This is a genomic window from Micromonospora musae, from assembly GCF_003626545.1.
GTDB lineage: Bacteria > Actinomycetota > Actinomycetes > Mycobacteriales > Micromonosporaceae > Micromonospora > Micromonospora musae.
Genome location: NZ_RAZS01000003.1, coordinates 157193 through 183394, shown reverse-complemented (window position 1 = coordinate 183394; position 26202 = coordinate 157193). Strand labels below are relative to the sequence as shown.

Below are 26202 nucleotides of genomic sequence, written 5' to 3'. Positions count from 1 at the left end.
GCAGCCATCCCTAACGGAGCTTTCCCCATGGACATCGAACGCACCACACTGCCCGGTATCGGAGTGCGGCAGACCTTCACCACGGATCAGGGTCGACGGATCGGCATCGTCGAGTACCAGGTGGGCGGCCACCGGGATGTCGTTCACGACGACCCGGACGACCCCGACCGGATGATCACCCTTTCTCTCACCCGGACCGAGGCGACGGCGTTGGCCACCCTGCTCGGCTTCCCGGAACTGGTCACCTTCAACGGCTGACCTGTCACGTCGGCAGCGGCCGGCGCGGCCAGTCCAGCGCCCGGGCGCCGAGCACTGCGGCGTGCAGCGTGAACCGGTCCCGCGGATCGGCGGGGTCGTAGCCGCTCAGCGTCCGGATCCGGTCCAGTCGGTAGGTGACGGTGCGGACCGACACGTGCAGGCGGCGGGCCGCCTCCGTGGCGACCTCGCCGCACGCGAAGTACTCGTTCAGGGTGTCCAGCAGCGATTCGGCACCACCCCTGGCCCGGGTCAGCGGCGTCAACACCGCCTGCACCAGGTCCACCATGGCAGGCTGGTCCCGCAGCAGGACGCGGTAGATGAGCAGCTCGTGGGCGTCGATCACGGCGGTGTCGGTGCGCAGCCGCCGCGCCGTGGTCAGCGCCTCACGGGCCTCCTCGTAGGAGCGAGCGATCCCGTACAGGCCGGGGTGCGGGCGGCCGACCGCCACCTGCCACGGCCGGCCCCGCGCCAGGCGGTCCAGCTCGGCATGCATCATCCGGCCCAGGTCCCCCGCCGATCCGCCGTCGCCCGCGCCTCGATCGGCCGTCACCGTATCCGCCGGCGCGATCACCACGAGCAGGCCCTCCTTCGTGGCCACCAGTACGTCCCGGTCACCCAACCGGTCGAAGATGACCCGCTCCAGGGCGCTGATCGCCGTGTCGGTGTCAGGCAGCCGCCGGCTCGGCGAGGCGAGCACCACCTGGTGCACCCGCGCCAGGTCCAGCCCGAACGGCTCGGCCCGCTCGACCAGCCCGCCGAGGTCCGAGTCGCCGCGCAGCAGGTCGTCGATGAGTTCCCGGCGCAGCGTCTCTTCCCTGCGGACCAGGTCCCGACGGGCCGCCGCGTACCCCTCGGCGAGCGTGGCGACGGCGGTGTCGACGACGTGGAGCACGGCGTCCGCCGCCGCGCGTACCGTCTCGCTGTCGGCGGAGCGGGCGAGGTGCGGCAGCTGCCGCCAGAGTCGCCGCGCAGCGGAGAGGTAGAGGCGGACGACCCTCCCCGCTGAGACGCCCTGCTCGGCGGCGCGCCGCCCGAGTGCGCCCACCGCGTCGAGTTCGCCGCGGCGCGGCCGACGGCCGGTCACCGCCGCGTCCGTCAGCAGCCGCAGATAGTCGCCGAGCAACTCCACCGGCACCCCGCCGGCGTCGGCGCTGGCCTCGCGCGCGACGAGGGTCAGCCATCCGTCGTCGGAGCCTGCCGCGTCGGGAGCCGCTCTACGGACGCTCTCGGTCATCGCGGTCCCTCTGTGCGGGGCCGGCACCGCGCCGACCCGATTCGTCCAGCGTATGGCGGTAGGCATGGCCACGACCCGGGTGGGCGAGGGTGGGTCGTTCGTGTGATCACCTGGCAGTGTCGTCGGCAGTGAATTCCGCACACCGCGCCGTCGGCTCCGCGAAATGGCTGACCCATCCGCAGGCGCCTGGCAGGCCGTGGGACGTTGGCCGCGACGAGACGCTCCTCGCCCGTGCCTCGAGAGGCTGTTTCGAAGGGGCCCGAGCGAGGCGAGGTCCAGCTCTCGTCTGGACCACGCCGCAGCCCGGATCTCCTTCTGAAAGGGGCCTTAGTCGCGGCGTTCCCGCTCGGCGGCGTAGGCGGCGTTCAGGCGTTCGAGGGGGCTCGGGCCGTCGTGGGGCTTCGGCGGGGCGTCGAGGTGGCGCACCCGCAGCTCGTCCATGAGCTCCTCGACGAACGCCGGGCCCGCGTCGCGCATGATTCGCTGCCGGATCTGGAGCTCCTCGGTGCCGGGGCGCCAGTCGAGGCCCCAGTTGCCGAGCGCGTAGAGGACCGGCAGGGTCCGAATGCCGGCTTCGGTGAGGCTGTAGCGGGCCCGCTGCCCACGTGCCGCGGTACCGCGGGTGAGGATTCCTGCCTCGACGAGTCGCACGAGGCGGTCGGCGAGGATGTTCGAGGCGATGCCCTCGATCGACCCGGTGAGCAGCGCCCGGAAGTGGCGGCGGTCGCCGAAGATGACGTCGCGGAGCACGAGCAGCGCCCATCGGTCTCCGAGCACCTCGATGGCCGCGTTGATCGGACACCCGGACCGTGGTTCCACGACTCCTCCTTGACAGGCACGTGGCCCCCAATATAGTGGTTGCAGATTGCAACCACTTGAGAGGTGGGGATGATGGGCCGTTTCCTGTACTGGATGAACGTCTCCCTCGACCTGCGGATCGAGCAGGTTCCCGGTGACGACGGCGCCGGCGAGTGGCTGCGCATCGACGAGGAGCTGCACCGGGAGTTCAACGCGCGAGCGCGGGCGCTCGCCGGCATGGTCCAGGGCCGGGTCATCTACGAGACGATGGAGGAGTACTGGCCGTCGGCGCGCGAGGACGCGTCGCTGCCGGACTTCATGCGTGAGTACGGCGAGATCTGGACCTCCGCGCCCAAGGTGCTCGTCTCCCGCACCCGACACACCGCCGATCACGGCACCCGGATCATCGGCGGGGACGACGCGATCGAGCAACTGGCCGCCCTCCGGGCCGAGACCGCCGGCACCCTCGGCGTCGGCGGCGCGACGCTCGCCACGCAACTGCTCCGGGCGGGACTCCTCGATGAACTGCTGCTCTTCACCCACCCGGCGATCCTCGGCTTCGGCAGGCCGCTCTTCGACGACTGGGACCTGCCGATCGAGCTCGACCTGATCGAGCAGCGCTCGTTCAAGCAGGGTGTCGCGATGCACCACTACGCCATCCGGGAGACGAACCCGTGCTGAGGCAGATAGCTGACGGCGTGCTGGTTCACGAGAGCGAGTTCCTCCGGAGCAACACCACAGTCGTGCAAGGCCACGCCGGGGTGTTGCTCATCGATCCCGGCTTGCAGGACCACGAACTGGCCTGCCTCGCTAACGACCTGTCCGGGTCGGGCCGGACCGTCCTGGTGGGCTTCTCGACGCATCCGGATTGGGATCATCTGCTCTGGCACGCACAGCTCGGTGAAGCGCCCCGCTACGGCACGGCCGGCTGCGCGGCCGCCGCCCGGGAACAGCTGTCCGACCCGGACACCAAGACCCAGATCACCGAGCACCTGGCCGAGACGGAGATCGCCGGGCAGGTCTCGCTGGACCTGTACGGCTGCGTCACCGCCCTGCCCGCCGGGACGACGCGGATCCCCTGGGACGGCCCCGAGGTCCGGATCATCGAGCATCAGGCGCATGCGCCGGGCCACGCGGCGCTCGTCGTCGAGGAGCGCCGGGTTCTCGTCGCCGGCGACATGCTCTCCGACGTCCTGGTTCCGATGCTCGACCTGGACGCCGCCACCGACCCGGTCGAGGAGTACCTCGCGGCGTTGCGGTTGCTGGAGGGCGTGGCCGCCGACGTCGACGTCGTCGTCCCGGGCCACGGTTCGGTCGGCGGGGCCGGTCAGGTGCGGGAGCGGATCGAGCGGGACCGGGCATACGTGCTCGCTCTGCGTGAGGGCCGCGAGCCCGTCGACCCCCGGATCGGCCCCTCGGCCAGGCCCGGCTGGGAGTGGGTGAGCGATCTGCACCACGGGCAGGCCCAGGCCCTCGCCGCTCGCGTCCGGGACGCGGCGGCGCGCTGACGTCCTCGGCGTCCCGCAGCGCGACGAGGCGCGGTTCGCGTCGCCGACCTCGACGGCGCGGACCGGGAGCGTCCGAGTCACTGCGACGGCCCGCGCCGGGCGGGCGCGGCGCACTCCCCCAGCTCGTCGGCGGCGCTCCCGGCAGCAGGATCGCCCGGCAGTACGGGAGGGATCGGCTGGCGGGGCTCAGGCGTGGACGTCGACCGCTGCCGGCCGGTCGCCCTGCGGCCGCGGCTGAGCCGCCCCGGGGCGCAGGATGCGGGCGCTGAGCGCGGCGGCCACGCAGAAGGCCACGGGCAGGAAGAACGTGTGGTTCAGCGGCATGAGATGGGTGAGGGGCCCGATGATGGCGGGCCCGGCGAGCACACCGAGGTAGCCGAGGCCGGCGACGCGGGAGACGTTGGCCCCGGCGGCGGCGGGATCGGCGTGGCCGGCCGCGCTGAAGAGCTGCGGGACGGTGCCGGACAGCCCGACGCCGAACAGCGCCCATCCGGTGATGGCGAGCGGGATCGACGGTGCGAGCGCGACCAGCGTGAGCGCGATCGCGGCGAGGGCCGATCCGTGGCGGACGATGGCGACCGGACCGAAGCGTGCGGCGACCCGGTCGGCGAGGAGGCGCCCGACCGTCATGGCGGTGGCGAAGGCGCCGTAGGCGAGGGCGGCGGTGGCGGCGGGCGCGTCGAGCACGTCGCGCAGGGCGAGAGCGCTCCAGTCGTTGGCGACGCCTTCGGTGAGCATCAGCATCAGGGCGAGTCCGGCGAGCGCCCAGATGCGCAGCGGCGTGGTCCGCCAGGTGGTGGCCTTGGTGGCGGAGCGCTCCGCGGAGCCGGCGGTCTCCGACCTGGGCAGCAGCGCGGGCGCGGCGGCTGCGCCGACGGCGACGGCGAGGATGCCGACGGTGGTCAGGGTGGCCGTGGTACTCCAGCCCCAGCCGAGGGCCTGGGCGCCGACCAGCGCGGCTAGGACCCCGCCGACGGAGAAGACGGCGTGGAACGCGGACATGATCGGACGCCGGTACCCGGCTTCGACCTGAACGGCGTGGGCGTTCATGCTCACGTCCAGGCTGCCGTTGCCGAGACCGAAGACCAGCAGGGCCACCCCCAATGTCCAGGCGTTCCCGGCGAGCCCGGGCAGGGCGAGTGACGCGCCGCAGAGTGCCGCGCTCAGCGGTACGACGCGGCGGGCGCCGAACCGGTCGGTGAGCGGGCCGACCAGTTGCATCCCGACGAAGGCGCCTGCGCCGAGGAGCAGCAGGAGCCAGCCGAGCGTGGCGTGGCTGATGCCGACCTGGTGCTCGATCGCGGGGATGTGGACCACCCAGAGGCCCAGGACGAAGCCGTTGAGGGCGAAGTACGCGAAAGTGGCCCGCCGCGCGGACCGCAAGGGCTTCGTCATGGCTCCGAACATATCAAACAGATTTCTTGTTCGATAACTTGCACTTCGAACAGCTCTGGCGTTCAATGAAGGGTATGGCGAGCGCGGACCGACACCGACAGATCACCGACGCCGTGCGGCAGACCGGTCAGCTCAGCGTTTCGGAGCTGGCCGAGCTGACCGGCACCTCGGAGATGACGATCCGCCGGGACCTGGAGATCCTCGCCGAACAGGGCCTCCTGGAGCGCTACCGCGGCGGGGCGAGAAGCCTGCTGCTGCGCGGAGAGGAACCCCCGTTCGCGCTCCGCGAGCACGACGAGCTGGAGATCAAGCGGCGTATCGCCGCGGCGACGGCCGACCTGATCGCCGACGGTGAGGCGGTCGTCGTCGACAGCGGCACCACCTGCCTCGAAGTGGCCCGCGCCCTGAGCCACCGCCGCCTGACCGTCATGCCGCTGTCGCTGCACGCGGCCAACGCGCTGGTCGGCGCACCCCAGCTGAAGCTGCTGCTACCCGGCGGCGAGCCCCGCCCCGGCGAGCTGGCGCTCACCGGTCCCCTCACCGAGGCGTCGCTGGCCGCGCTGCGCTTCGACACCGCGATCATCGGCTGCTGCGGCCTGAACGCCGCCGACGGCCTGACCGCGTACGACCTGGCCGACGCGGCGATCAAGCGTGCCGCGATGGCCTCGGCACGCCGCGTCATCGCGGTCACCGACGCGGCCAAGTTCTCCCGTACCGCGCTCGCCTTCGTCGCGCCGGCGTCCGCGCTGCACAGCGTCGTGACCGGGAGCGACGCCCCCGACGACCAGACCGAGGCGCTGAGCGCGGCCGGCGTCGTGGTGCGCAGGGTGTGACCGGATGCCGCAGACCCTGCTCTTCGACCTGTTCGGCGTCATCGCCCGCCAACAGTCTCCCGCCGGTCAGGAGCTGCTGGTGGCGACGGCGGGCGCCTCGGCCCCCGAGTTCTGGGCGGCGTACTGGGCGCTGCGGGCGCCCTACGACCGTGGCGAGGTGACCGGGCCCGAGTACTGGCGGCAGGTGGCGTCCGCCCTCGGCGCGACCTTCGACGACCAGCAGGTCGGCCGCCTTCTCGCCGCGGACATCACCAGTTGGAGCGCTGTCGACGACGACATGGTGGCCCTGGTCGAACAGGCGGCGGCCGCGGGGTGGCAGCTCGCGCTGGTGTCGAACATCCCGGAAGAGCTGGCAGTGCACTACGAGCAGCACCACCACTGGTTGCGGCACTTCGACCTGGTCGCCTTCTCCTGCCGCATCGGGCACGCGAAACCCGAACCGGAGGCGTACCGGTGGTGCTGCCGCGCCCTCGACCTCGCACCCGGACGCATCCTGTTCATCGACGACCGCCCCGAGAACATCCGCGCCGCCGAGGCCATCGGCATGCACACCCACCTGTTCATCGGTTCCGCGCAGGCCCGTCAGGTCATCGCCGAACTGGAGGCCGCGCGGCAGCACTGACAGTGGACCTACGCGCCCCTGTGGGCACCGGCGCCGACGCCGGACAAGGTCAGGTGTCCTGGCTCGCCTGCTCCCCCACCCCGTCACCGAAGGGGGCGAGTCCCACGCATTAGCATTGCCGCGGTCCGGGACGGCGATGCTGAAACGAGGCGAAATGCGTTGGCTGCGGCGATTGCTGGGCGGCAGGCGAGTCCAACTCGACCCGGGGCGACAGGCGGCCCTGCACCACGACGTCCAGCACCTCTACGGCGCCGGCGCGCAGGTGCGCTTCCCCGAGCAGGTCGAGGCCGTGACCGCGATGCTCGACGGTGACGACGGCCTGGTGGTGGCGGCCCGGATCGTGAGCCAGGTCGCCGACGAAGCCCACGCGGACCTACAGGCTCAGGCTCACGAGATACACCGACGGACCGGTCGTCGGCTCCTGGTGCACCGCCGGAACTACCGGCCGCTGTGGAAGGAGGCGGGCCACGCGCTGCGATGGCCGCTGTTCGCGTTGCCGTCCGGCTTCCACCCGTACGCGCAGCTGACCGCCGCCGTCACGGTCGTCGGCGGCCGGGCGTCCCGCCTCGACCGGGTGACCGACCCGAATCCACTCGCGACCAGCGTCTTCGAGGTGCTCGACCTCACCACCGCGGGCTGGGAGTACGGCCGGGTGCGGGTCGACCCCGACGCGGCAACCCTGGCGGATCGGCTGATAACGAGCGCCGCTCAGATTCTCGCGACCATGGACGACCCACCCCGACTGCCGCCGCCGGTCCGGGAGCTGATGCGCCGCAACAACACCGTCCACGTACACGACCCGAACGGCCGGGGTGTGGTCGGTGGGATCAATCCGGGCGCGCGGATGCGGGAGAGCCTGCTGGCCTGAAGCCGACGCTGCGGGGCGTCGAACGAGTAACGGGTTCGTCGCCCGGTCGCCACCGTGCCAGCGCGCGACTTACAGTCCCTTCGACGGTTCGTTGGCCGAGACGCGGAGAGGCCACGCCGATGTTGCGGATGGTCTGGTCCCAGCTACGGCACACGCGCGGGCGAAGCCTGGCGGTGTTCACCGCCGTACTGGTCGCGACCACCGGGTTCACCGTGCTCACCGGAGCCGCCAGCACCTCACGGCTGGTCGCCCGAGGCTCCGTCGACACGCAGTTCCGAGCGTCGTACGACATCCTTGTCCACCCCTCGGAACCGGCCGGCGGGCTGCTCGACCAGGACCTGCCCACCGCGGCCTACGGCGGCATCAGCCTCGAGCAGTGGCGGCGGATCGAGGGTGTTCAAGGCGTCGAGGTCGCCGCCCCGCTCGCGGTCCTCGGCATCGCCGATCTCCGGCCCGACCTGAAGATCGACGTGACCGACCGGGTCGACCGGTCGGCCGAGCGGCAGGTCATCGAGGTCGCCCCGCAGGTGAGCGGAGACCGCGCGCTGAGCACGCTGACCGCCGCACCGACCTACGTGTACGTCTCCCGCCGGCCGCTGATCCCGCTGTCACGGATCAGCGGCGACCGGCGACTCTTTGTCTACGCCGACGGCACCCGGGTCGACCAGACCAGCTCCGCCGCCGAGTGCCCCGGCACCGGCGGGGGCGGCGCGCTGGAGGTGCAGGCCGACGGTCGGCACCTGCAGGTGTGCGCAACCGCCGCGGGCAGCTTCGAACCGACCGCCCGACGGACCCAGGTCAGCGAGGTGCAGGCCTACCAACTACTCGGAGACGGCACCTTCCGGTTGGCCTCCGTGATCACGCTCGGCCGCCCGGCGTCCGCGGTGCCCGCCACCGCCCGGCTGGAGATCCAGCTCCCGGCGGTGATACCGGCGCTGCTGGCCGGGGTCGACCCGGCGGCCGAGACGCGCCTGGTCGGCCTGGACCGGGCGGTGCGCCAGGGCCGCTACCTGACCGCCTCCGACACCGTCGGCCCCGCCGCCGCCCACGACACCTCGTCCTCCCCGTTCACGACGACGCGGCCGGCCGGGCTGACGCTGCCGGTGCTCGCCGCCGCTGACCTCGCCGTGGACGAACAGATCGACGTCGCCGTGTCCCGGCTGACCGGCCGGACCGCCGGCCAGGTGCCCGGCGCCACAACCGAGGCGCTGTGGCCGCTGCTCCGCGACTCGGCGAAGGAGCCGCCGCGGACGGTCGAGCACGACCTGGCACAGCTCTACCGCGCCCGGCTCGACGCCGCCCTGACCACGCGGACCCCACTGTCCGGCGTCCGGGCGCTGCTGCGGCCCGGACCTCAGGCCTACGCACCGCAGCCCGGCGGAGCCGCTCGGGTACTCCAACGCAGCGGCGAACCCGGCTCGACCGACCCGGCGATCGACGACATCTGGCGGGACTCCTGGCTCAGTGGCGGCGGCGTCGGAACAGGAAGCCCGATAAGCCTGGACGGACAGCCGCAGGAGTGGTCGGTCACCGCGGTGGGCAGCTTCGCACCGGACGCGCTCGACTCCGTCGGCGGCGCCGCACAACAGGCACTCGACCTCTACCGCCGGGCCCCGCCGATGGGCGCCGACCCGCGTACCCGGAACCTCCTCGGCGACCGGCCCCTGCTGCCCGGCGACGACCCACTGGGCTACCCACACCGCCCGCCCCACCTGCTGACCACCCTGACCGCCGCCCACGACCTCCACGCGAGCCTCGGGTCGGCGTCGGCCGCCGCGCCGCTGAGCTCGGTGCGGGTCCGCGTCGCCGGCATCGACCGGTTCGACGAGGTGGCCCGGGAGCGGGTCCGGTTGGTGGCCGACGAGATCGTCCGGCGGACCGGCCTGACCGTCGAGATCGTGCTGGGCGGCTCGACCGTACGCGGCCCGGTGCTGCTGCCCGCCGGCCCGCTCGGCCGCCCCGACCTGACCCTGCTGGAGGCCCGCACCCGCACCGGCGTGGCGGCCGAGATCGTCACCGCCGTCGACCGCAAGAACCTCCTGCTGCTCGGGTTGCTGCTGGTGGTGTGCACCCTGCTGGTCGGCAACGCGGTCTCCACCGCGGTCCGCACCCGCCGACGCGAGCTGGCCATCCTGGCCTGCCTCGGCTGGCCCGGCCGGCGGCTGAGCCTGCTGGTCCTCGCCGAGACCACCGCGCTCGGGCTGGCCGCCGGGCTGCTCGGCGCCGCCCTGGCACAGCCGCTCGGTCGGCTCGCCGAGGTACGGGTCTCCAGCACGGTGGCCCTGCTCTGCGTGCCGCTCGCGGTGCTGCTGACCGCGGTGGCCGGTGCCTGGCCCGCGCTGCAGGCCGCCCGCACCCGGTCGGCGGCGGCGCTCCAGGCGAGCGCCGTACGGGCCCGGCGGTCCACCGCGCTGCGGACCGTCGCCGCGCTCGCGGCGGCCAACCTGGTACGGACGCCGGCGCGCACCCTCGTCGGAGCGGTGAGCCTGGCCGCGGGCGTCGGCGCCGCCACGCTGATCGCCGCCGCGCTCTGGGCGTTCAACGACGGCATGGTCGGCTCGCTGCTCGGTCAGGCGGTCTCCGTGCAGGTACGCGGGGTGGACCTGCTGGCGGTCAGCGGAGTGCTGCTCTTCGGGGTGCTCGGCGTGGCCGACGTGCTCTACCTCAACGTGCGGGAACGGGCCGCGGAGTTCGCCACGCTCCGGGCCATCGGGTGGCCGGACGCCACGCTCAACCGGCTGCTGGTCTACGAGGCACTCGGCGTCGGGGCGCTCGGCTGCGCCCTCGGGGTCGGCGGCGGCCTCGGCTCGGTCGTCCTGCTGGTCGGTCGAGTGGACGGCCGGTTGGCGGCGTTGGCGGTGGCGGCGACCGCGGCGGCGCTGCTGCTGACCGTGCTCGCCGCGCTGGTCCCGGCGATCCTCATCCGGCGGCTACCGACCGCCGTCTTGCTCGGCGAGCAGTGAGCAGCCCGGGGCGGGGCACAGGAACACTTCAGCCTCCACCTGATGGAGCATCCCCGAAACCGAGTTCCCCGGTGCATACAGCGCGATAATTTCGCGATATGGGCATCACCGGGGGGATAGCGTGCGTCATTCTGACCATCGTCCTTGTGGCGTACATCGTGCTCCTGGCGGTGCGTTACGGGTTCGGCCCGAAGAAACCACCACCGCCGTCAGAGCCGGAGGATTGAACGGTCGCGGCCGCAGCCCGGCGCCGGGTCACCCGCGCAGGAAGTAGAGGATGGTCATGGTGGCGGCGGTGGCCAGGATGATGCCGCGCAGTAGCCGGGCGGAGAGGCGACGCGCGACGTGGGCGCCGGCGAAGCCTCCGGCCACCGCGCCGGTCAGCATCGTGGCGAGCGGGAGCGGGTCGTTCAGGGCGTCCGAGGCGACGAGGAAGAACGCGGTCGCGGTCAGGTAGACGGCGGTGACCTGGGCGACTCGGGCCGGGTTGCTGCTCGCGGTGTCGAGCCCGAGGCCGATCCCCCACAGGGCCAGCATGAGGATGCCTACGGCGCCGCCGAAGTATCCGCCGTAGATCGCCAGCAGGAACTGCCCGAGCAGGATCGCGCGGCTGCCGAGGTCGAGCGGCCGGCCCAGCGCGGCGGTCAGGGCACGGGTGAGCCGACGCCCGAACGCGAGGACCAGCGTGCCGAAGGCGAGCAGCCACGGCACCGCGGCGTCGAACGTCGCGGAGGGCAGCGCCAGCAGCAGCACGGCCCCGATCCCGCCGCCGAGCACGCTGGCCGTGGTGAGCGCGGTCAGGGAGGTCTTCCCGACCGGGCCGAGCTCTCTGCGGTAGACCCAGGCGCTCACCACGGACCCGGGTACGAGGGCGACGGTCGTCGAGGCGTTCGCGGTGACCGGCGGCACGCCGACGGCGACGAGGGCGGGCAGCGCCACGAAGGTCCCCCCGCCGCCGATCGCGTTCAGCGCCCCGGCGGCGAGGCCGGCGAACATCACGAGCATCATCTCCGGCATGAAGCCGAGCATCACCGCGCCGCCGGCGCCGCACAATGCGCTATCGACGTAGCCAGCCTTAGGCTGTGCCATAGGCTGAGCGGGATGCGGTACGACCTGGACGACCTACGCCTCTTCCTGCACGTCGTCGCCGAGGGTTCGATCACCTCGGGCGCCGGCCGGATGCACCTGAGCCTCCCCTCGGCGAGCGCCCGGGTACGTGCGCTCGAACAGAGCGCCGGAGTGGCGCTGCTGATCCGGGGCCGGCGGGGCGTCCGCCCCACCCCCGCGGGCACCGCGCTCGCGCGGCACGCCCGAGACGTCCTCACCCAGACCGCGCGGCTCGACGGCGCCGTCGCGAGCTACCGTCGCCCTCCGGCCGAGCCGCTGGTCCTGCTCGCCGGGGGTTCGGCGATGCACCGGCTGGTGCCGCTGGCCCTGGTCTCGTTCCTCCGGGAACATCCCGACGCCGACGTGGCCATCGCCGAGTGCCGCACTCCGGAGATCGTGCGGAGGCTCGCGGACGGTCAGGCGGACCTGGGCATCGTCCTCGACGGCGAGGCGCGCGACTGCGGTTTGGCGACCGAACCCCTCGGCGACGACTCACTCGTGGTCATCGGGCAGGCCGGCGGCGTCCTCGCCGGGCGGACCGCGCTGCCCTACAGCGAGGTCGCCGAGCACCCGCTCGTCGGTCTCGACGCCGGGGCGTCGCTGCGACGGTGGATCGAGAAGCACGTGGGCGCGCACGCCCCCGTCCCCCGGTACCGCACCAGCGTCGCCAACCTGAACACCGTCGTCGCGCTCGCCGCCGCCGGCGTGGGGTTGGCCGTCGTGCCGCGTCGTGCCGTCGACCCGAACCAGCCGCTGGCGATGTGCGAACTCCAGGAGCCCTGGTCACGCCGGCACCACCTACTGGCCTGGGGTACGAAGGCGGAGACGGCGTCCGGGGTCACCGGCGCGCTCGCGAAGCATCTGCGCCGCGCTGCGCTGTCGGACGCTAGCAGCTGAGCCTGGACCCGCGTCGGTCGGCAGCGCGTGGTCGAACTCTCTGGCGCCTGTCGCCATACACCGAGTTCAGTGGCGACCAGCAGCAACGCCAGGACGGCGAGGGCCGGTGCGCCTCGTCGATCAGGTCCGGCGCCGCGCAGACAGCGCCGGACCTGATGCGGATCAGGCACCCGCGGCGATGGTGTCCCAGAACGAGCACTGGTGCTCGGCCGCCAGATCGACGTTGCCGGTGCGATCGGCGGCGAAGAGCCGGTGGTACGGCGTTGCCGCGTTCGGGCGTACGGCCGGCCAGGGCGCCCGCCCGGTGGCCGCGAAGCGCGCCCAGGCGCTGATCATGTCGGCGGCCAGCTCCGGTTGCACCGTGCCGACCGTCAGGAAGTCGGCGACGTCGAAAAGGTACGGCAGCTCGTACCCGTGCGCGGCGCCCCACGGGTAGTCCGCGGTCAGCGCCGGTCCGTGCGTCTCGGCGAACTCGTAGCCGTAGGTCGGCGCGTGCCGGGCGAGCAGGCGCTGGGTGGTGAGGGTCGGGCAGGCCCAGATCCGGTCGGTGGCAACCGCCGCCCACGCCAGGCCCGGCGTCTCGTACGCTCCGAGCGGGTAGTGCGCGGCCACCTGTTGCGCCTGACCGCCGAACGCCGCCCCGAGCATCGCCTCGTAGTCGGCGGCGGTGTAGGCGCCTCGGGTGATCTCGAGGACGCCGAGGATTCCTCGGTGCTCGTCATGGTTGTTGCCGGCCAGCACCGGAACCCGCTGCGCCGTCCCGGCCCGCAACGCCGCCGCCGGCGAGACCGGTAGCAGCGCCGTCCCGTACGCCGGGGTGATGAACGCCTCGACGCCGGTTCCGGTCGTCGCGTTGAGCAGCACCACCGGATCCTCGGCGCGCAGGCAGGCGAGCGCCTCTCCGGCAGGGCAGCCGAGCGTGGCGGCGAGAGCCGAGCCGGTCTGCTCGACCTTCGCGCGGGGGCTGAACTGCGATCCGGCCTCGATGCCCGGCAGGAAGAGTGCGTCCGGCCAGTCGGTCAGGCACGATCCGGACTGCATGATCGCCTTGTCGAAGAGGCCGCGGGCGGACGGCGAGGTGAGCTGTGCGCAGACGCTCTCCGCGCCCGCCGACTGGCCGGCGAGGGTCACGTTCCGGGGATCACCGCCGAACGCGGCCGCGTTACGCCGCACCCAACGCAGCGCTGCCTGCTGGTCCTGAAGACCGAAGGTGCCGGACCCCGCCAGCGCGGGCAGCCCCAGGTAGCCGAACACCCCGAGCCGGTAGTTGATCGTCACCACGACCAGGTCGCCCTGGGTGACGAGTCGGGTCGGGTCGTAGTCGGCGCCCGAGCCGTTCTGGAAGCTACCGCCGTGTACGAACACCAGCACCGGGTGTGGGCCGGGCGTGGTGGGCTTGGTGACGCTCAGGTAGAGGCAGTCCTCGACCCCGACCGGCGACCCGAAGATCGGGTTCTGCGCGCACTTCTCGTGCGGTTCGCGCCCGTCGCGAATCCCGGACCAGGCGGTCACCGGTTGCGGAGCACGCCAGCGACGGTCACCGGTCGGCGGCGCCGCGTACGGCACCGCGTGAAAGGTCCGGTAGCCGTCGCCGGTCACCCCGCGGATCAGCCCGCGGTCGGTCCGTACCACCGGCCCGGTCGTCGCCGGGGCGGCCGCCGCCGGGGCCGTCTGCACCGTGAGCAGCACGGTCAGCACCAGGGCGCCGCACCTGAGGATCCGCATCACGGTTCCGGGTTGGGAGTCCTTGTGCCGCGGCCGCTGTCGGCTCTGTCGAATGAGGCGTACGAGGAGGTCACGCATACCCGTCACGCTATGGACGCGCGGACGGCGCCGGCAGATTCGCCGGTACCGGGTGCGCGGTGACAAATGTCCCGGGTCGGAACGTGTGCTGCCGCACCCTTATGGTTGACCGATGGCAACGGTGAGGCAGGTTCAGATCACCTTCGACTGCGCGGAACCTGAGCGCGTCGCCCGCTTCTGGTGCGAGGTGTTGGGGTACGTCGTTCCGCCACCCCCGGAGGGCTTCGCCAGCTGGGCCGATTACAACGGCTCGCTGCCGCCAGAGCAGCAGGATGCGGCGTTCGCCTGCGCCGATCCGTCGGGGGTGGGCCCGCGGCTGTTCTTCCAGCGCGTTCCGGAAGGCAAGGTCGTCAAGAACCGGGTGCATCTCGACGTGCGCGCCGGCACCGGGCTCGTCGGAGAAGAGCGCGTGGCCGTACTCGAGGCCGAAGGCGCGCGACTGGTCGCGCTCGGCGCGACCCGCCTGGAGCTACTGCCCGCCGACGAGGAGAACGAGTCGTGCCTCGTCATGCAGGACGTCGAGGGCAACGAGTTCTGCCTGGACTGAATGACCGCTGAGGCGGCGCCTCCGCGCCGCCCGGCCAGCGAGGGTCTCCTCACCGGCCGGGCGGCGCGGGGCCGCGCCTCGGGCATCGGGGCGCGGCCGGATCAGGCCGGTCAGACAGGCTTCCTGCGGTTGCGGGCGGCCAGCAGCAGCGCCGCACCGGTGAGCAACATCGTGAGGCCGCCCGCGATGGGCAGGCCGAGCGAGGCGCCGGTGACCGGCAGGTTCGCCCGGTAGTGGAACGCAGCCTCGTTCGACCTACCACCCGGCGTCGTGACCCGGACCGCGGCGTCGCCCGCCGCGCACGGCGGCGTACGGAAGGTCAACGACCGGCCGTCCGTCGCGACGGTGACCTCAGCCGCGGCGATCGTCCGTCCGCAGAGGCCGACGGTGGTCCCTCCCGGAACGAACCCGCTGCCCCGGACGGTCACGACGGTGCCGCCCGCGGTGCCACCCTGGTTCGGGGAGAGCGACTCGATCGTCGGCGCGACCGCGACCGGGCGGTAGGCGAAGGTGCCGGCGTTCGCGGTGCCGGCCGGGAAGACCAGCGCGACGGTCGCCGGTCCCGCCGGGTTCGGCGGGGTCACCACCGTGATCGTGGTGCCGGCCGGGTTGACGGTGAAGCCGGCGCCGGCCACTCCGGCGAAGTTCACCCCGGTCGCCCCGGTGAACCCGGAACCCGTGATCGTCACGGTCGTGCCGCCGGCGGTCGGCCCCTCCCCCGGCGCCAATCCGGTCACCTCGGCGCCGCTGCCGTCGGCCAGATAGGTGTACGGCAACGGGGGCGCGGAGCCGCCGGCCGTGGTGACCACCACCGCGGCCGGGCCCGCTGCCCCCAGCGGTGTCACGGCCGTCAACGACGTTCCGTCGGTTGTCACGACCACGTTGGTGGCCGCCACGCCGTCGAAGGTCACCGTGCTGTTCGGCGCGAAGCCGGTGCCGGTGATCGTCACCTGCTGACCACCCGATTGCGGGCCGGAGGTCGGCGAGATGGACGACACCGTCGGCGGCACCGCGGACGGGCTCTGGCACGAGGCCTCCGCGAGGATCACCTGCCCGAGCGAGAACCGCACCGGTTCGACGCCGTCGAAGCCGGCGACGGAGAGCACCGCGCGCACGTTGATTCCGATCACGTTGTTCGGTGTGCCGGTGAGCTGTCGGTCGACGACGGCGTGCAGGGTGGCGCCGGTGAGGCCGGTGACGGTGACGTTCGCGCTGAACTCCTGGGCCGTGTCAGTGATGGTGATCGGCTGACCGAAGACCGTGATGTCGTCGCCGGTGGCTCCGGCGCTGGTGTTTCCGGCGCGGCACTGGGTTGTCACCCCCAGCTCGGAGACGTCCAGCACCTCGACGCCGAGGACGCTGAGCGTGAAGTCGGCGAGCTGGGACGACGCCGACGAGGTGATCTGCCCACGGGTGGCGGTGACCTCCGCGACCGTGCCGGCGGCGACCACGTTCACCGGATCGGAGACGGTGACGTCCACCGACGTCTCGTTGTTCGTACCGCCGCCGGGCGGGGCGGTCACGCTTCCGAAGGTGCCCTGGGCCTCTACCGACTCGTCGCCGGGGCCTCCGACCAGGTCGAGGACGACTCCTCGGGCGGCGGCGTCGCCCGGGGCGGCGAACGCCGGCGGTGCCAACCCCAGACCGGCGGCACCGGCCACCAGTAGTCCCACCGACGTCACCGACAGTCTTCGCCGGACAGATCCCATCGCATCCCCCGTTTGCCTCAGTCGGGCCGTGGAGCTGGATCCACGCCACCCGAAGGGCGAAACGAGACAGGGGGCGACGCGCAACGGCTTCCGCTACTCAGCGCATACGATCAGCTACTTTGCGTGCCTGCGTCCTGCGTGGTGCCGTCAGTGCTGACGCTGCGCGCCGCGTTCCGGGGCCGGCAGTTCGGCGAAGCCGGTCGGTCGTTCCTGCGAGGCGTCCGCTCCCCAACTGGCCAGCAGTCGCAGCGCCTCCTGCGACTGTGAGCCGGGCTCGGCGTGGTAGGTCGTGAGCGACTGCTCCGGATCACCGGGGAGCGCGAGGGTTTCGTAGCGCAGCGTCGAGTCGCCCACCAGCGGGTGCGACAGGCGCATCGTGCCGTACGTCTTCTTCTTGACGTCGTGGGCGGCCCACAACCTGCGGAAATCGTCGCTCTTGAGGGAGAGCTCACCGATCAGCGAGGCGAGCAGTCCGTCGTCCAGGTGCAGGCCGGCCCCCAGCCGCAGTTGTCCCACCACGTCGTACGCCTTGGACTCCCAGTCCGTGAACAGCTTTCGGGATGCGGGGTCGAGGAAGGTGAACCGGGCCCAGTTCCGCTCCTGCGGGGCGCGGGCAGCCCAGTCTCCGAAGAGGGCGGCCGCGGTCTGGTTCCACGCCAGCACGTCGGTGCGGCGGCCCCACACGTAGGCCGGCACGCCTTCCATCGCGGTGAGCAGCTCTCGCACCTCGGGCCGCACCTGCTGGCGGGGAGGTTCGGGTTGCCGCCGGGCCCGCTTGGGTCGCGCCAGGCGCAGCAGGTGGGTGTGCTCGGCGTCGGAGAGCTGGAGCACGCGGGAGATCGCGTCGAGCACCTCTCGTGAGGCGTTGCGGGCGTTGCCCTGTTCGAGTCGGGTGTAGTACGCCGCGGAGACCCCGGCGAGTTGCGCCAGCTCCTCCCGCCGCAGGCCCGGTGTGCGCCGCCGCCGGCTGTGGTCGACGAGCCCCACGTCGGCCGGCTTGAGGCGGGCCCGGCGCGTACGGAGGAACTCGCTCAGCTCCGCGCGCGGGTCGAGGGGCCGCTCCGGATCCGATTGCGGGACGGCCTGGAGGCCGCTGCCGGCGGCGCGGTGAACTGCCATTTCTCAAGTGTTGCTCGGATTCGGCGACCCAGCCTGTCCCTGCCGGTGGTAGCCATCCGAGACGTGGACGAAGCGAGTGTCTGGTTGACCCGGCGCGTCGGAAGCAGGCTCGACGGGTCCCTGAGTCACGGCTCGCGAGCCGTGGCCCGCCCCGGCCCTTCAGGTCACGGCTGCAGCGGTCCGTCCCGGCTCATGCCAGGGCGCTCCGTGCCGTGACGGGCCACGTACCGCCTGGAAAACGTCACATGAGCCGCACCAGCACCGAATCCGTAACGCCGACCCCAGCCGTCGCCCGACGGCACCGCCTCCCCGGCAAGGCCCTGCTCGGCCTCTTCCTGGCCGGCTTCGTCAGCATCCTCACCGAATGCCTCCCGGCTGGGCTGCTGCCGGAGATGAGCCGCACGCTTGACACCAGCGTCTCGCTGACCGGTCAGACCGTCACGCTCTACGCGCTCGCCACCGCGCTCGGCGCCATCCCCCTTGCGCGGGCGACGAACAAAATGCCACGCAAGCACGTCCTGCAACTCGCCCTGGGTGTGGTCGCCGTCACCAACACGCTCACCGCGCTCTCCGACGACTACCTGCTGACACTGGTCATCCGCTTCGTCGCCGGTCTGGGGACCGGACTGATCTGGCCGCTCCTCGGTGGCTACGCCGCCCGTCTCGCACCAGCGGGGCGACAGGGACGTGCCATCGCCATCGCCCTGGCCGGAACCCCGATCGGTCTTGCTCTCGGTATCCCGGTGGGGACCTGGCTCAGCGGTCTCGGCGGATGGCAGCTCGCCTTCCACGCCTCGGCCGTCGCGACCATCGCGACCATGGCCTGGGCCATGGCGACCCTTCCGAACCTGCCCGGCCGGCCGGCCGAGGCACGTTTCACGATCTCGCAGGCCCTGGTCATCCCCGGGCTGCGTACCATCCTGTTCGCGCTGGCCGCGTACATGGTCGCGCACAACATCCTCTACACGTACATCACCGACTTCCTCTCCCACGCGGGCATGGCCGGGCAGACGGGGTGGGTGCTGTTCGCGTTCGGGGTCACCTCCGTGCTCAGCGTTCTCGTGGTCGGCACGCACATCGACCGTCACCTGCGCAAGCTCGCGGTGGGCAGCACCGCGGTCTTCGCGGCCAGCGTGCTCGTGCTGGCCCTCTTCACCAACGCGCCGGTGCTGGTCTACGTCGCCGTCGCGGCGTGGGGCTTCGCGTTCGGCAGCTCCCCGAGCCTCTTCATCGGCGCGGCGATCAACGCCACAGGCGACGCCGCCGACGTCGCCCAGTCCGTCACCATCACGGTCTTCTCCGCCTCCATCGCGGTCGGCGGACTCACCGGTGGTCTCCTGATATCGGGCCTGGGCACCGCGTCGATCACCTGGGCGGCGCTGGCCCTCCTGATAGCCGCCGCGGCGACCGTCATCGGTGGCCGGAAACACGCTTTCCCTCGGAATTCCTGACGACGAAAACTCCGCAACGAGAAAACCCATCAACGGAGAGCCCAATTTCAACAAAAAAGATTCCCGAACAGTGCCATTGATTCTTCACGGGCGCCGGCGCGTGAACCGGACGCATCCGCACACCGTTCAAACGTCGGAAACCCGGCCTCCGCAGGGATAATAGGGATCGTTGTTACACGGACGGGTCCCAGGCGATGAGCTGGTCGAAGATGCGACGATCGCCGCCCAGCTCCAGCTTCAGAGAATCCGGCGGTATACGGCCGTAAAAGAACAGGACCAGGTCACTGGCCGTGCCCCGGGCGGAGGCGTCGGCCGGGTCCGGGGCCTCGCCGACAGCGGGCTCGCCGAGGCGGGCGACCCGTGCCCCGTTGCGGGACAGCCGAAGGCGCCAGGAGCGGCCCTCAGTGGCGTGGTAATCGACGACGGCGGGTTCGTGCGGCCAGGCGACATCCGTCGAGCAGAGGGTGAACTGGCAGTCGTCGAACCCGTCGAGGGCGACCTCGTCCGGCAGCGGCTCCGGGTTTCCCACAGTGAGCTGGACATCGTAGGTGTGCACCGCGATCTCGGGGACCTGTCGCCGCGCCCAGGCACCAGAGGTTTGGGGTGACTGCGAGTCACCCCACCACGTCCAACAACCGCGGTCCGGGCCAGCCTCACGCAGCGCGCTCGTCAGTCGCTCGACGGACTCGGTCCACCAGGCCAGCAGAGCCTCGCGTTCCCGAGGCGCGCCCATGCCGTCCTCCCAAGCTGACTTCTCCGGGGGCGCGTCTGCAGGCCCTGCGGCGACGATGGCGGCTGATTTGCGCCGGCCCATGCCCACGTGTTGCACGAGATCGAACAGCGTCCGCTCGGGATGGGTCGGAACCTGCATGTCGAGGCTGGGCGCCGCCGCGACCGCGGCGCGGAAGGCGGTCGACCGTTCGCCGATCAGCCGCAGATGATCAGCGAACGTGAGGAACTCGTGCACCCCGGCTTTCTAGCACTGCGCTCCGACAACCGGACAGCGATTTTCGCCGCCGACACGGCGGGCGCCGCGGCACTGGCGCGCCAGCGTTCCACCTGCCGCGACCTGCACCGTCACGATGAAAAAGGCTCACTGCATGTGCGGATCGGCCGGCTACCGATGTGGCCCCGGTCCTTCGGTCGCTGCACGGCCCGGTCGGCCCGTATCACACGATGGGTAGGCCGCAGGCAGTCGCGGGCAGATCGCAGGGGGCCGCCGGAGGGCGTCCCACGTCAACCGTGGCGCGGGAAGGCCGGCGCCCCGCCGCCTCGGCGAGCAGCGTCCGCAGCCCCTCGGGAAGGCCGGCGCTGCCGGTGATCGGCCGGGCGAACGCCAGCCGGACGTCGACATACCCGCCGAGGGCCTCCGCACGGAGCACCACGCCGGCGGTGTCGACAGCGACCGGCACGACCCGCGTCGACGCGGCGGTCAACGCCGGGTCGACGAGTGTCGCGAGCCGGTCGAGGACATCGCGGTGGTGCCGGCTGAGGTGTTGCAGGTGTACGGCTTCGGTGGCGGCGAGCGGGTCCGGACGCGCGGCACGGTAGGCGGTGATACTCGTCGTGGCTTCGCTGTCGTCGCGGGTGACGCGGACGTCGGCCGGTTCCACCGCCCACAGCGCGACGGGGGGCAGGTCGAGCAGGGACAGGAGGGTGTCACCGTCGCACGAGTCCAGACTCGCGGGGTCGAACCGGCGGACGATGCCCCGCATCGACACCTTGGCTCGGACGCGGGACCGGACGGCGACGGGGACGAGTTGCGTGACGTCGAGCCGTACCGCCCCTGGACGGCCACGCGCGGCGACCAGAAGGCCACCGGTGCGGGTCATCGCGTCGATCGCGAGGACCACTTGACCGTCGGGCAGGACGACGTGGGAGTCGATGAGGTCGACGGTGCTGTCACCGAGTCCCAGCCGGAGCGACGAACTGGTGGACAGGGCTGAGCGTGCTGTCACGGCGTTCGGGTCGGGTGAGGCTTCGGGCGCTCCCGCCGCTGGCACCTCCGCTGTCGCGTCGACGCCAGCGGCGTGCGCCAGCTCCGCCGGCCGCCCGGCTGGATGGAGCGCCATGTCAGTCCCCTCGGCCAGATAGTGCAGGTCAACTCGGCCCAGGGCATGACTTTAGTAGGTAAGGCTTACCTATGACAACGTGACTCCGGCCCCTGCTGTCTTCGTCAGGGCGCTGTCACGTCGGGATGATCAGCGTCGTGCGGCGATCAGCCGGGCTGGTACGTGAGGCAGTCGCTGGCGGTAGCGCCGGGACCGACGGTGATGGACTCGGCCGTGCAGGCGAGGTTGGTGTTGTAGACACACTCGGAACGCGCGCACGCGCCGACAGCTCCGGTCACCTCCGCGATCCCGCCGCTCACCGACGACTCCACGAACGTCGCGCAGGACGCGGCGTCACCCGTCGAGGCGACGGTGATCGCCGGAGCGTGACAGCCGTTGTCATTGAAACTGCATGCCGTAGCGGCGCATTCACGCACCGGGGGCGATTGCAGCAGGGTCTTCATGGTGCCCTCCACGCTCTCGAGGTCCACGGGAGATGAGCGCGCCGGTCAGGCGACTCGCATGCCAGCTTGTAATTGCCACTGAGCGGGAGAACCAAACCGCCGCCGGCAAGCATCCTCCATCCCATTTCGAATAGCGCCACCCTAGCAGCGGACCGTTGCCGCAGCCGCCCTCCGCCAATTTGATGGAGTGTCGTTATCCGAGAAAGCAAGCCTTACCTTAATTAGGCGAGTCTTGCTTTACCGGGGGGGCAATAGGCGTACCAATAGCCCCGATCTTGTCAACGCGGCGAGAAACGCGGAGCCCGGCATCTGTTGCCGACCGGGGCGACAACCGGCCACCCGGAGCACGCGGCGCAGGCGTGACGACGACACTCCGCAGCGGCGGACGATCAACCAGTCCCCCTGCGCAGCGGACTCTGCTCCCCCGCCGCCGGCCACCGCTCGGCCGCACCGGTCGTCCGGCTGCGGTCGCTCGACGACGACCGCGCCCGCGCCTCGGCAGATGCCTATGCGGCGCGCCACGGACTTCGTGCATCTGCCGGAAGACGATCAATCGCCCTTTTCGTAGCGTGCGGTGATGGTCGCGCCGGCGCGTCAGAAGCGCGTGCCCGCAGGCCGGAGGAGGAGGGAAGCCGTGAGGACGATCATTTCGGTCGGCGCGGTGATGACGATGCTTGCCGTGTCGGCGCCGGCGATCGCCGCCGAGCCGGTGAAGACGCCGAGGGTCACCGTGGCGGGTGGGGTCACCCAGCCGGTGTTCGGCTACGCCGATGCGATCCGCGAACGGGTCTGGGTCGACAGTGACTTCGACAGCGACCGCGACGGCGTCAAGGACGTCATCCGTGTCGACCTCATCCGGCCGGCCGCCACCGAGGACGGCCTGAAGGCGCCCGTCATCATCGACAACAGTCCGTACTACGCGACGCTGGGACGCGGCAACGAGTCGGAACTCAAGGAGGACGTCGACGGTGACGGCCTCCTCGACCGGTGGCCGCTCTTCTACGACAACTACTTCGTGCCCCGCGGCTACGCGGTCGCGCTCGTCGACATGGCCGGCACGGCCGGCTCCACCGGCTGCCCGACGATCCAGGGCGCCAACGAGAACGCCACCGGGCCGGCCGTGGTCGACTGGCTCAACGGCCGGCGGAGCGCGCACGACGCCGACGGCGATCCGGTGGTGGTCGACTGGCACAACGGCAAGTCGGGGATGATCGGGAAGTCGTACGACGGATCCCTGGCGATGGCCGCGGCGGTCTCCGGCGTGAAGGGCCTCTCCACAGTCGTTCCCATCGCCGGGCCGTACAACTACTACGACTACACCCGCGGCAACGGCATCGTCACGCGCGGCAACAACTATCTCGGGTCACTCGCCCGGACCATCACGGATGACGATCCGGCCCGCCAGGCCAGGTGCGCCCCGGTCTGGGACGAGATCGCGGCCGGCGACGGCGACGAGCACGGCGACTACACGCCGTTCTGGACCGAGCGCAACTACCTGGACGACGCCGCGAAGATCAAGGCCAGCGTCTTCCTCGTGCACGGCATCCAGGACGACAACGTCCGAGCCGACCACTTCAGCAAGTTCTGGCAGGCGCTGAAGAAGTACGACGTGCCGCGCAAGCTGTGGACCGGCCGGGTCGGGCACATCGACCCGTTCGAGTTCCGCCGGGAGGTGTGGGTCGACACGCTGCACCGCTGGTTCGACTACTGGCTCCAGGGCGTCAACAACGGGATCACGCGCGAGCCGAAGGTCGACGTGGAGCCGTCCGCCGGCGTCTGGGAGCAGCACGCGGACTGGCCGATCCCCGGCACGGGCAACGTGAACATCTTCATGCGCCCCGGGACGGCCGACAGCGCCGGGAACCTCGCGCTCACTCCGGCCAAGGGCGCCCCGACGACCCGTTCGTTCGTCGACAACCCGAGCCAGACCGAAGCCACGATGATGAACAACCCGGAGCAGGCGAACGGGAACCGCCTGGCGTTCCTGTCGCCGCCGCTGGCGAAGGACCTGCGCATCTCCGGCACCCCGGTCATCAACCTCACCGCGTCGTCGAGCCTCGATCAGGGCTACTTCGGCGCGATGCTCGTCGAGTACGGGCCGAGCCGCCAGAACAGCCGATCCGGTGACGGTGTCGTCCAGACCACGCTGCCCGAGGAGTGCTACGGCGAGTCGAGCCCGACCGACGACGGCTGCTACCGGCCGATCGCGTACCGGCCGGCCGACGTCACGCAGTGGCGGGTGACCAAGGGCATCCGCGACGGGCAGAACCGGGACTCGGTCTCGTCGCCCAAGCCCATGACGCCCGGCAAGATGTACGAGATCAGTATTCCGATGCTGCCGGAGGATTACGTCTTCTCCGCCGGCAACCGGATCGGCGTCATCATCGTCGGCAGCTACCGCAGCTACTCGGCCCAGACGCTCTCCTCGCTACCGGCGATCACCGTCAACACCAAGGTCAGTCACCTCTCCCTGCCGGTCCTCGGCGGTCAGCAGGCCGCCCGCCGCGCCGGGATCCCGCACCGCTGACGATTCGCCGGCCCGCGACAACCAGTGACGCAACCGGAGGGGCACCCTCGCGAGAGGGTGCCCCTCGCGTCGTGCGGGGCAGACCTTGACGGCATCGAACACCACCGGAAAGCATTGTGAAATGTCGATGCTTAGATCTGTTCTCAGCAAGGTCGTCGCCGTCGCGGGGGTGCTCGCCGCCACCGTGGCGGCCGCTCCCGCCTCGGCCGCGCCGCCGGAGTACACCACCGCCGAGGCGGGCAACCCGATCGTGGCCGGGTGGTACGCCGATCCCGACGTGGCGATCTACAACAACCGCTTCTACGTCTTCCCGACCGCGTCCCGCCCGTACGCGGAACAGACCTACCTCGACGCCTTCTCCTCGACCGACCTGGTCAACTGGACCAAGCACCCGAACGTCCTCACCACCGCGAACGTGAGCTGGGCGCGGTACGCGGTCTGGGCGCCCGCCCCGATCGCCCGCAACGGCAAGTACTACCTGTACTTCGCCGCCAACGACATCCAGAGCAACAGCGAGCTCGGTGGAATCGGGGTGGCGGTGGCCGACCGGCCCGAGGGGCCGTACAGCGACGCGATCGGGCGCCCGCTGATCGCGCAGTTCGTCAACGGCGCCCAGCCGATCGACCAGGACGTCTTCATCGACGACGACGGGCAGGCGTACATCTACTACGGCGGCTGGCGGCACGCCAACGTCGCCAAGCTGAACGCCGACATGACGAGCCTCGGCACGTTCGACGACGGCACCACGTACAAGGAGATCACTCCGAGCGGGTACGTCGAGGGTTCGCAGATGTTCAAGCGGAACGGCAAGTACTACCTGATGTGGTCGGAGGGCGGCTGGACGGGGCCCAACTACTCGGTGGCGTACGCGATGGCCGACTCCCCCATCGGCCCCTTCACCCGCCTCGACCGGGTGCTGGCGCAGGATTCCGCGGTGGCGCGCGGCGCCGGGCACAATTCGGTGCTGAACATTCCGGGCACCGACACCTGGTACATCTTCTACCACCGCCGGCCGCTCTCGGAGACCGGCGGCAACGCGCGGCAGGTCGCGTACGACCGGATGAACTTCAACCCCGACGGCACGATCCAGCCGGTGAAGATGCTCGTGAAGGACAACTTCGCCGACGGCAACGCACTCGGCTGGAAGACGTACGGCGGGGCCTGGTCGGTCAGCGGCGGCCAGTACCGGACGAGCGCCTCCTACGGCGGCAAGTCACTGCTCGACGACAACCACGTGAACGCGACCTACGACGTCGACGTCCGGGTCACCTCGGGCATCGGCGACGCCGGGCTGGTGTTCCGGGCCTCCAACGCGGGAACCGGGACCGACGCCTACCGCGGCTACTACGCCGGCATCACCCCGGCTGGGCGGGTGATCCTCGGCCGGGCCGACAACAACTGGACGCTGCTCGGCTCGGCGCCGCTGCCGGTCGTCGCCGGCCAGAGTTACCACCTGCGGGTGGTGGCCGTCGGTTCGTCGATCAAGGTGTACGTCGGTGACCTGACCACACCGAGGATCTCGGTCACCGACGCCACCCACCCGTCCGGCAAGTCGGGAGTCCGCGTCTACAACGCGGCCGCCGCCTTCGACAACGTCGCTGTCACAAACCAGTAGGCGCCGGGCCGCCGGTTCCCAGTTCGCGGTGGTCGGGTGCGATTCACCGGTCCACGACGGAGCGCCCCCGGCAGTACTGGGGACCGGCGGCTCATGGGCCGACCATTGTCACCGTCTGTCGAGGACCCTGCGCCCCGCCGCGTTCATACCGCTCGCCCGTGACCCGAGTAACAGAATGCTTCTTTCATAATTGCGGCGCAAAGTGCCCTAATTCGCAGGGAATCTGGCTGTTGACCATTGTCGCGCGGCGTCCCTAGGGTCCGTGAAGTATTTCGGCCGGGTTACGGCCGCTTCGGGCAAGGATGGGACAGACAAATGAACAGTGGTGGCCGAAGGCCGACGCTGAGAATCGGACTGGCGACGACGACAGCCCTCGTACTCTCCGCCGGGCTCCTCGCGGCGCCCGCGCGCGCGGCCGAGCCGGTGGCTCCCG

The 26202-nt window shown here is 71.4% G+C and carries 22 protein-coding genes; 12 read left to right on the top strand and 10 right to left on the bottom strand.

Features of this window, described 5'->3' with window-relative positions; all coding sequences use genetic code 11:
* Positions 1–27: 27 nt before the first annotated feature.
* On the top strand, positions 28–258 hold the full coding sequence (locus tag D7147_RS09050; protein WP_120675670.1) for a potassium transporter TrkA: 231 nt from the start codon (positions 28–30) through the stop codon (positions 256–258).
* 4 nt (positions 259–262) lie between these two features.
* On the opposite strand, the gene D7147_RS09045 is transcribed toward D7147_RS09050, so the two are convergent.
* Together D7147_RS09045 and D7147_RS09040 are read right to left on the bottom strand one after the other, a co-directional pair.
* Positions 263–1492, bottom strand: a complete 1230-nt coding sequence (locus D7147_RS09045) for a PucR family transcriptional regulator (protein WP_120675668.1) — start codon at positions 1490–1492, stop codon at positions 263–265.
* Between the two features lie 327 nt (positions 1493–1819).
* The gene (locus D7147_RS09040; RefSeq protein ID WP_120675666.1) at positions 1820–2311 is read right to left on the bottom strand and encodes a winged helix-turn-helix transcriptional regulator; all 492 of its coding nucleotides are present in this window, start codon (positions 2309–2311) and stop codon (positions 1820–1822) included.
* A 72-nt stretch (positions 2312–2383) separates the two neighbouring features.
* Between D7147_RS09040 and D7147_RS09035 the strand changes: the two genes are divergently transcribed.
* On the top strand, positions 2384–2971 hold the full coding sequence (locus D7147_RS09035) for a dihydrofolate reductase family protein (protein WP_120675664.1): 588 nt from the start codon (positions 2384–2386) through the stop codon (positions 2969–2971).
* Positions 2972–2988: 17 nt separating this feature from the next.
* A complete protein-coding gene (locus tag D7147_RS09030) occupies positions 2989–3798 on the top strand; it encodes an MBL fold metallo-hydrolase (protein ID WP_233563044.1) in 810 nt (269 codons plus the stop codon).
* Between the two features lie 186 nt (positions 3799–3984).
* Here the strand turns inward: D7147_RS09030 and D7147_RS09025 are convergent, their stop codons facing one another.
* The gene (locus tag D7147_RS09025) at positions 3985–5205 is read right to left on the bottom strand and encodes an MFS transporter (protein WP_120675660.1); all 1221 of its coding nucleotides are present in this window, start codon (positions 5203–5205) and stop codon (positions 3985–3987) included.
* A 62-nt stretch (positions 5206–5267) separates the two neighbouring features.
* Between D7147_RS09025 and D7147_RS09020 the strand changes: the two genes are divergently transcribed.
* From D7147_RS09020 to D7147_RS09005, 4 genes are all read left to right on the top strand, one after another.
* Positions 5268–6026: a DeoR/GlpR family DNA-binding transcription regulator gene (locus tag D7147_RS09020; RefSeq protein ID WP_120675658.1), complete on the top strand. Its 759-nt coding sequence runs from the start codon at positions 5268–5270 to the stop codon at positions 6024–6026.
* Between the two features lie 4 nt (positions 6027–6030).
* Positions 6031–6648 (top strand): HAD family hydrolase, encoded by a 618-nt coding sequence (locus D7147_RS09015; RefSeq protein WP_120675656.1) that lies wholly within the window; start codon positions 6031–6033, stop codon positions 6646–6648.
* A gap of 154 nt (positions 6649–6802) precedes the next feature.
* Positions 6803–7516 (top strand): hypothetical protein, encoded by a 714-nt coding sequence (locus D7147_RS09010; protein ID WP_120675654.1) that lies wholly within the window; start codon positions 6803–6805, stop codon positions 7514–7516.
* Positions 7517–7635: 119 nt separating this feature from the next.
* Positions 7636–10479: an FtsX-like permease family protein gene (locus D7147_RS09005; protein ID WP_147437376.1), complete on the top strand. Its 2844-nt coding sequence runs from the start codon at positions 7636–7638 to the stop codon at positions 10477–10479.
* Positions 10480–10734: 255 nt separating this feature from the next.
* On the opposite strand, the gene D7147_RS09000 is transcribed toward D7147_RS09005, so the two are convergent.
* Complete coding sequence (locus tag D7147_RS09000) at positions 10735–11568, bottom strand: sulfite exporter TauE/SafE family protein (protein ID WP_199734133.1); 834 nt, start codon at positions 11566–11568, stop codon at positions 10735–10737.
* Positions 11569–11580: 12 nt separating this feature from the next.
* On the opposite strand from D7147_RS09000, the gene D7147_RS08995 reads away from it, so the two are divergent.
* Positions 11581–12483: a LysR family transcriptional regulator gene (locus D7147_RS08995; RefSeq protein ID WP_120675650.1), complete on the top strand. Its 903-nt coding sequence runs from the start codon at positions 11581–11583 to the stop codon at positions 12481–12483.
* 162 nt (positions 12484–12645) lie between these two features.
* On the opposite strand, the gene D7147_RS08990 is transcribed toward D7147_RS08995, so the two are convergent.
* On the bottom strand, positions 12646–14286 hold the full coding sequence (locus tag D7147_RS08990) for a carboxylesterase/lipase family protein (RefSeq protein ID WP_199734132.1): 1641 nt from the start codon (positions 14284–14286) through the stop codon (positions 12646–12648).
* Between the two features lie 112 nt (positions 14287–14398).
* Here D7147_RS08990 and D7147_RS08985 point away from each other — a divergent pair, with 112 nt between their 5' ends.
* A complete protein-coding gene (locus D7147_RS08985) occupies positions 14399–14833 on the top strand; it encodes a VOC family protein (RefSeq protein ID WP_120675646.1) in 435 nt (144 codons plus the stop codon).
* 110 nt (positions 14834–14943) lie between these two features.
* Here the strand turns inward: D7147_RS08985 and D7147_RS08980 are convergent, their stop codons facing one another.
* The gene (locus D7147_RS08980; RefSeq protein WP_158609319.1) at positions 14944–16506 is read right to left on the bottom strand and encodes an IPT/TIG domain-containing protein; all 1563 of its coding nucleotides are present in this window, start codon (positions 16504–16506) and stop codon (positions 14944–14946) included.
* Positions 16507–16689: 183 nt separating this feature from the next.
* The gene (locus D7147_RS08975; protein ID WP_120675642.1) at positions 16690–17661 is read right to left on the bottom strand and encodes a helix-turn-helix domain-containing protein; all 972 of its coding nucleotides are present in this window, start codon (positions 17659–17661) and stop codon (positions 16690–16692) included.
* Between the two features lie 245 nt (positions 17662–17906).
* On the opposite strand from D7147_RS08975, the gene D7147_RS08970 reads away from it, so the two are divergent.
* Entirely contained in the window at positions 17907–19112 is a 1206-nt protein-coding gene (locus tag D7147_RS08970; protein WP_120675640.1) for an MFS transporter, read from the top strand.
* A gap of 172 nt (positions 19113–19284) precedes the next feature.
* Here D7147_RS08970 and D7147_RS08965 read toward each other — a convergent pair whose 3' ends face one another.
* The 3 genes from D7147_RS08965 to D7147_RS08955 form a co-directional block, all read right to left on the bottom strand.
* Complete coding sequence (locus D7147_RS08965) at positions 19285–20079, bottom strand: maleylpyruvate isomerase N-terminal domain-containing protein (RefSeq protein ID WP_120675638.1); 795 nt, start codon at positions 20077–20079, stop codon at positions 19285–19287.
* 202 nt (positions 20080–20281) lie between these two features.
* Positions 20282–21184 carry a DUF2470 domain-containing protein gene (locus tag D7147_RS08960; protein WP_120675636.1) on the bottom strand — a complete coding sequence of 301 codons (903 nt, stop codon included), beginning with the start codon at positions 21182–21184 and terminating at the stop codon, positions 20282–20284.
* Between the two features lie 146 nt (positions 21185–21330).
* Positions 21331–21627, bottom strand: a complete 297-nt coding sequence (locus D7147_RS08955) for a DUF1540 domain-containing protein (RefSeq protein WP_120676684.1) — start codon at positions 21625–21627, stop codon at positions 21331–21333.
* A gap of 634 nt (positions 21628–22261) precedes the next feature.
* On the opposite strand from D7147_RS08955, the gene D7147_RS08950 reads away from it, so the two are divergent.
* On the top strand, positions 22262–24154 hold the full coding sequence (locus tag D7147_RS08950; RefSeq protein WP_233563043.1) for a CocE/NonD family hydrolase: 1893 nt from the start codon (positions 22262–22264) through the stop codon (positions 24152–24154).
* 121 nt (positions 24155–24275) lie between these two features.
* Positions 24276–25769: a glycoside hydrolase family 43 protein gene (locus tag D7147_RS08945; protein ID WP_233563042.1), complete on the top strand. Its 1494-nt coding sequence runs from the start codon at positions 24276–24278 to the stop codon at positions 25767–25769.
* Positions 25770–26202 lie beyond the last annotated feature (433 nt).

Excerpts from the sequence above, each read along its gene's own strand:
- D7147_RS09050 (WP_120675670.1), top strand. The coding sequence starts at position 28 with ATGGACATCGAACGCACCACACTGCCCGGTATCGGAGTGCGGCAGACC.
- D7147_RS09045 (WP_120675668.1), bottom strand. The coding sequence starts at position 1,492 with ATGACCGAGAGCGTCCGTAGAGCGGCTCCCGACGCGGCAGGCTCCGAC.
- D7147_RS09035 (WP_120675664.1), top strand. The coding sequence starts at position 2,384 with ATGGGCCGTTTCCTGTACTGGATGAACGTCTCCCTCGACCTGCGGATC.
- D7147_RS09025 (WP_120675660.1), bottom strand. The coding sequence starts at position 5,205 with ATGTTCGGAGCCATGACGAAGCCCTTGCGGTCCGCGCGGCGGGCCACT.
- D7147_RS09020 (WP_120675658.1), top strand. The coding sequence starts at position 5,268 with ATGGCGAGCGCGGACCGACACCGACAGATCACCGACGCCGTGCGGCAG.
- D7147_RS09015 (WP_120675656.1), top strand. The coding sequence starts at position 6,031 with ATGCCGCAGACCCTGCTCTTCGACCTGTTCGGCGTCATCGCCCGCCAA.
- D7147_RS09010 (WP_120675654.1), top strand. The coding sequence starts at position 6,803 with ATGCGTTGGCTGCGGCGATTGCTGGGCGGCAGGCGAGTCCAACTCGAC.
- D7147_RS09005 (WP_147437376.1), top strand. The coding sequence starts at position 7,636 with ATGTTGCGGATGGTCTGGTCCCAGCTACGGCACACGCGCGGGCGAAGC.
- D7147_RS09000 (WP_199734133.1), bottom strand. The coding sequence starts at position 11,568 with ATGGCACAGCCTAAGGCTGGCTACGTCGATAGCGCATTGTGCGGCGCC.
- D7147_RS08995 (WP_120675650.1), top strand. The coding sequence starts at position 11,581 with ATGCGGTACGACCTGGACGACCTACGCCTCTTCCTGCACGTCGTCGCC.
- D7147_RS08990 (WP_199734132.1), bottom strand. The coding sequence starts at position 14,286 with ATGCGTGACCTCCTCGTACGCCTCATTCGACAGAGCCGACAGCGGCCG.
- D7147_RS08985 (WP_120675646.1), top strand. The coding sequence starts at position 14,399 with ATGGCAACGGTGAGGCAGGTTCAGATCACCTTCGACTGCGCGGAACCT.
- D7147_RS08975 (WP_120675642.1), bottom strand. The coding sequence starts at position 17,661 with ATGGCAGTTCACCGCGCCGCCGGCAGCGGCCTCCAGGCCGTCCCGCAA.
- D7147_RS08970 (WP_120675640.1), top strand. The coding sequence starts at position 17,907 with ATGAGCCGCACCAGCACCGAATCCGTAACGCCGACCCCAGCCGTCGCC.
- D7147_RS08960 (WP_120675636.1), bottom strand. The coding sequence starts at position 21,184 with ATGGCGCTCCATCCAGCCGGGCGGCCGGCGGAGCTGGCGCACGCCGCT.
- D7147_RS08955 (WP_120676684.1), bottom strand. The coding sequence starts at position 21,627 with ATGAAGACCCTGCTGCAATCGCCCCCGGTGCGTGAATGCGCCGCTACG.
- D7147_RS08945 (WP_233563042.1), top strand. The coding sequence starts at position 24,276 with ATGTCGATGCTTAGATCTGTTCTCAGCAAGGTCGTCGCCGTCGCGGGG.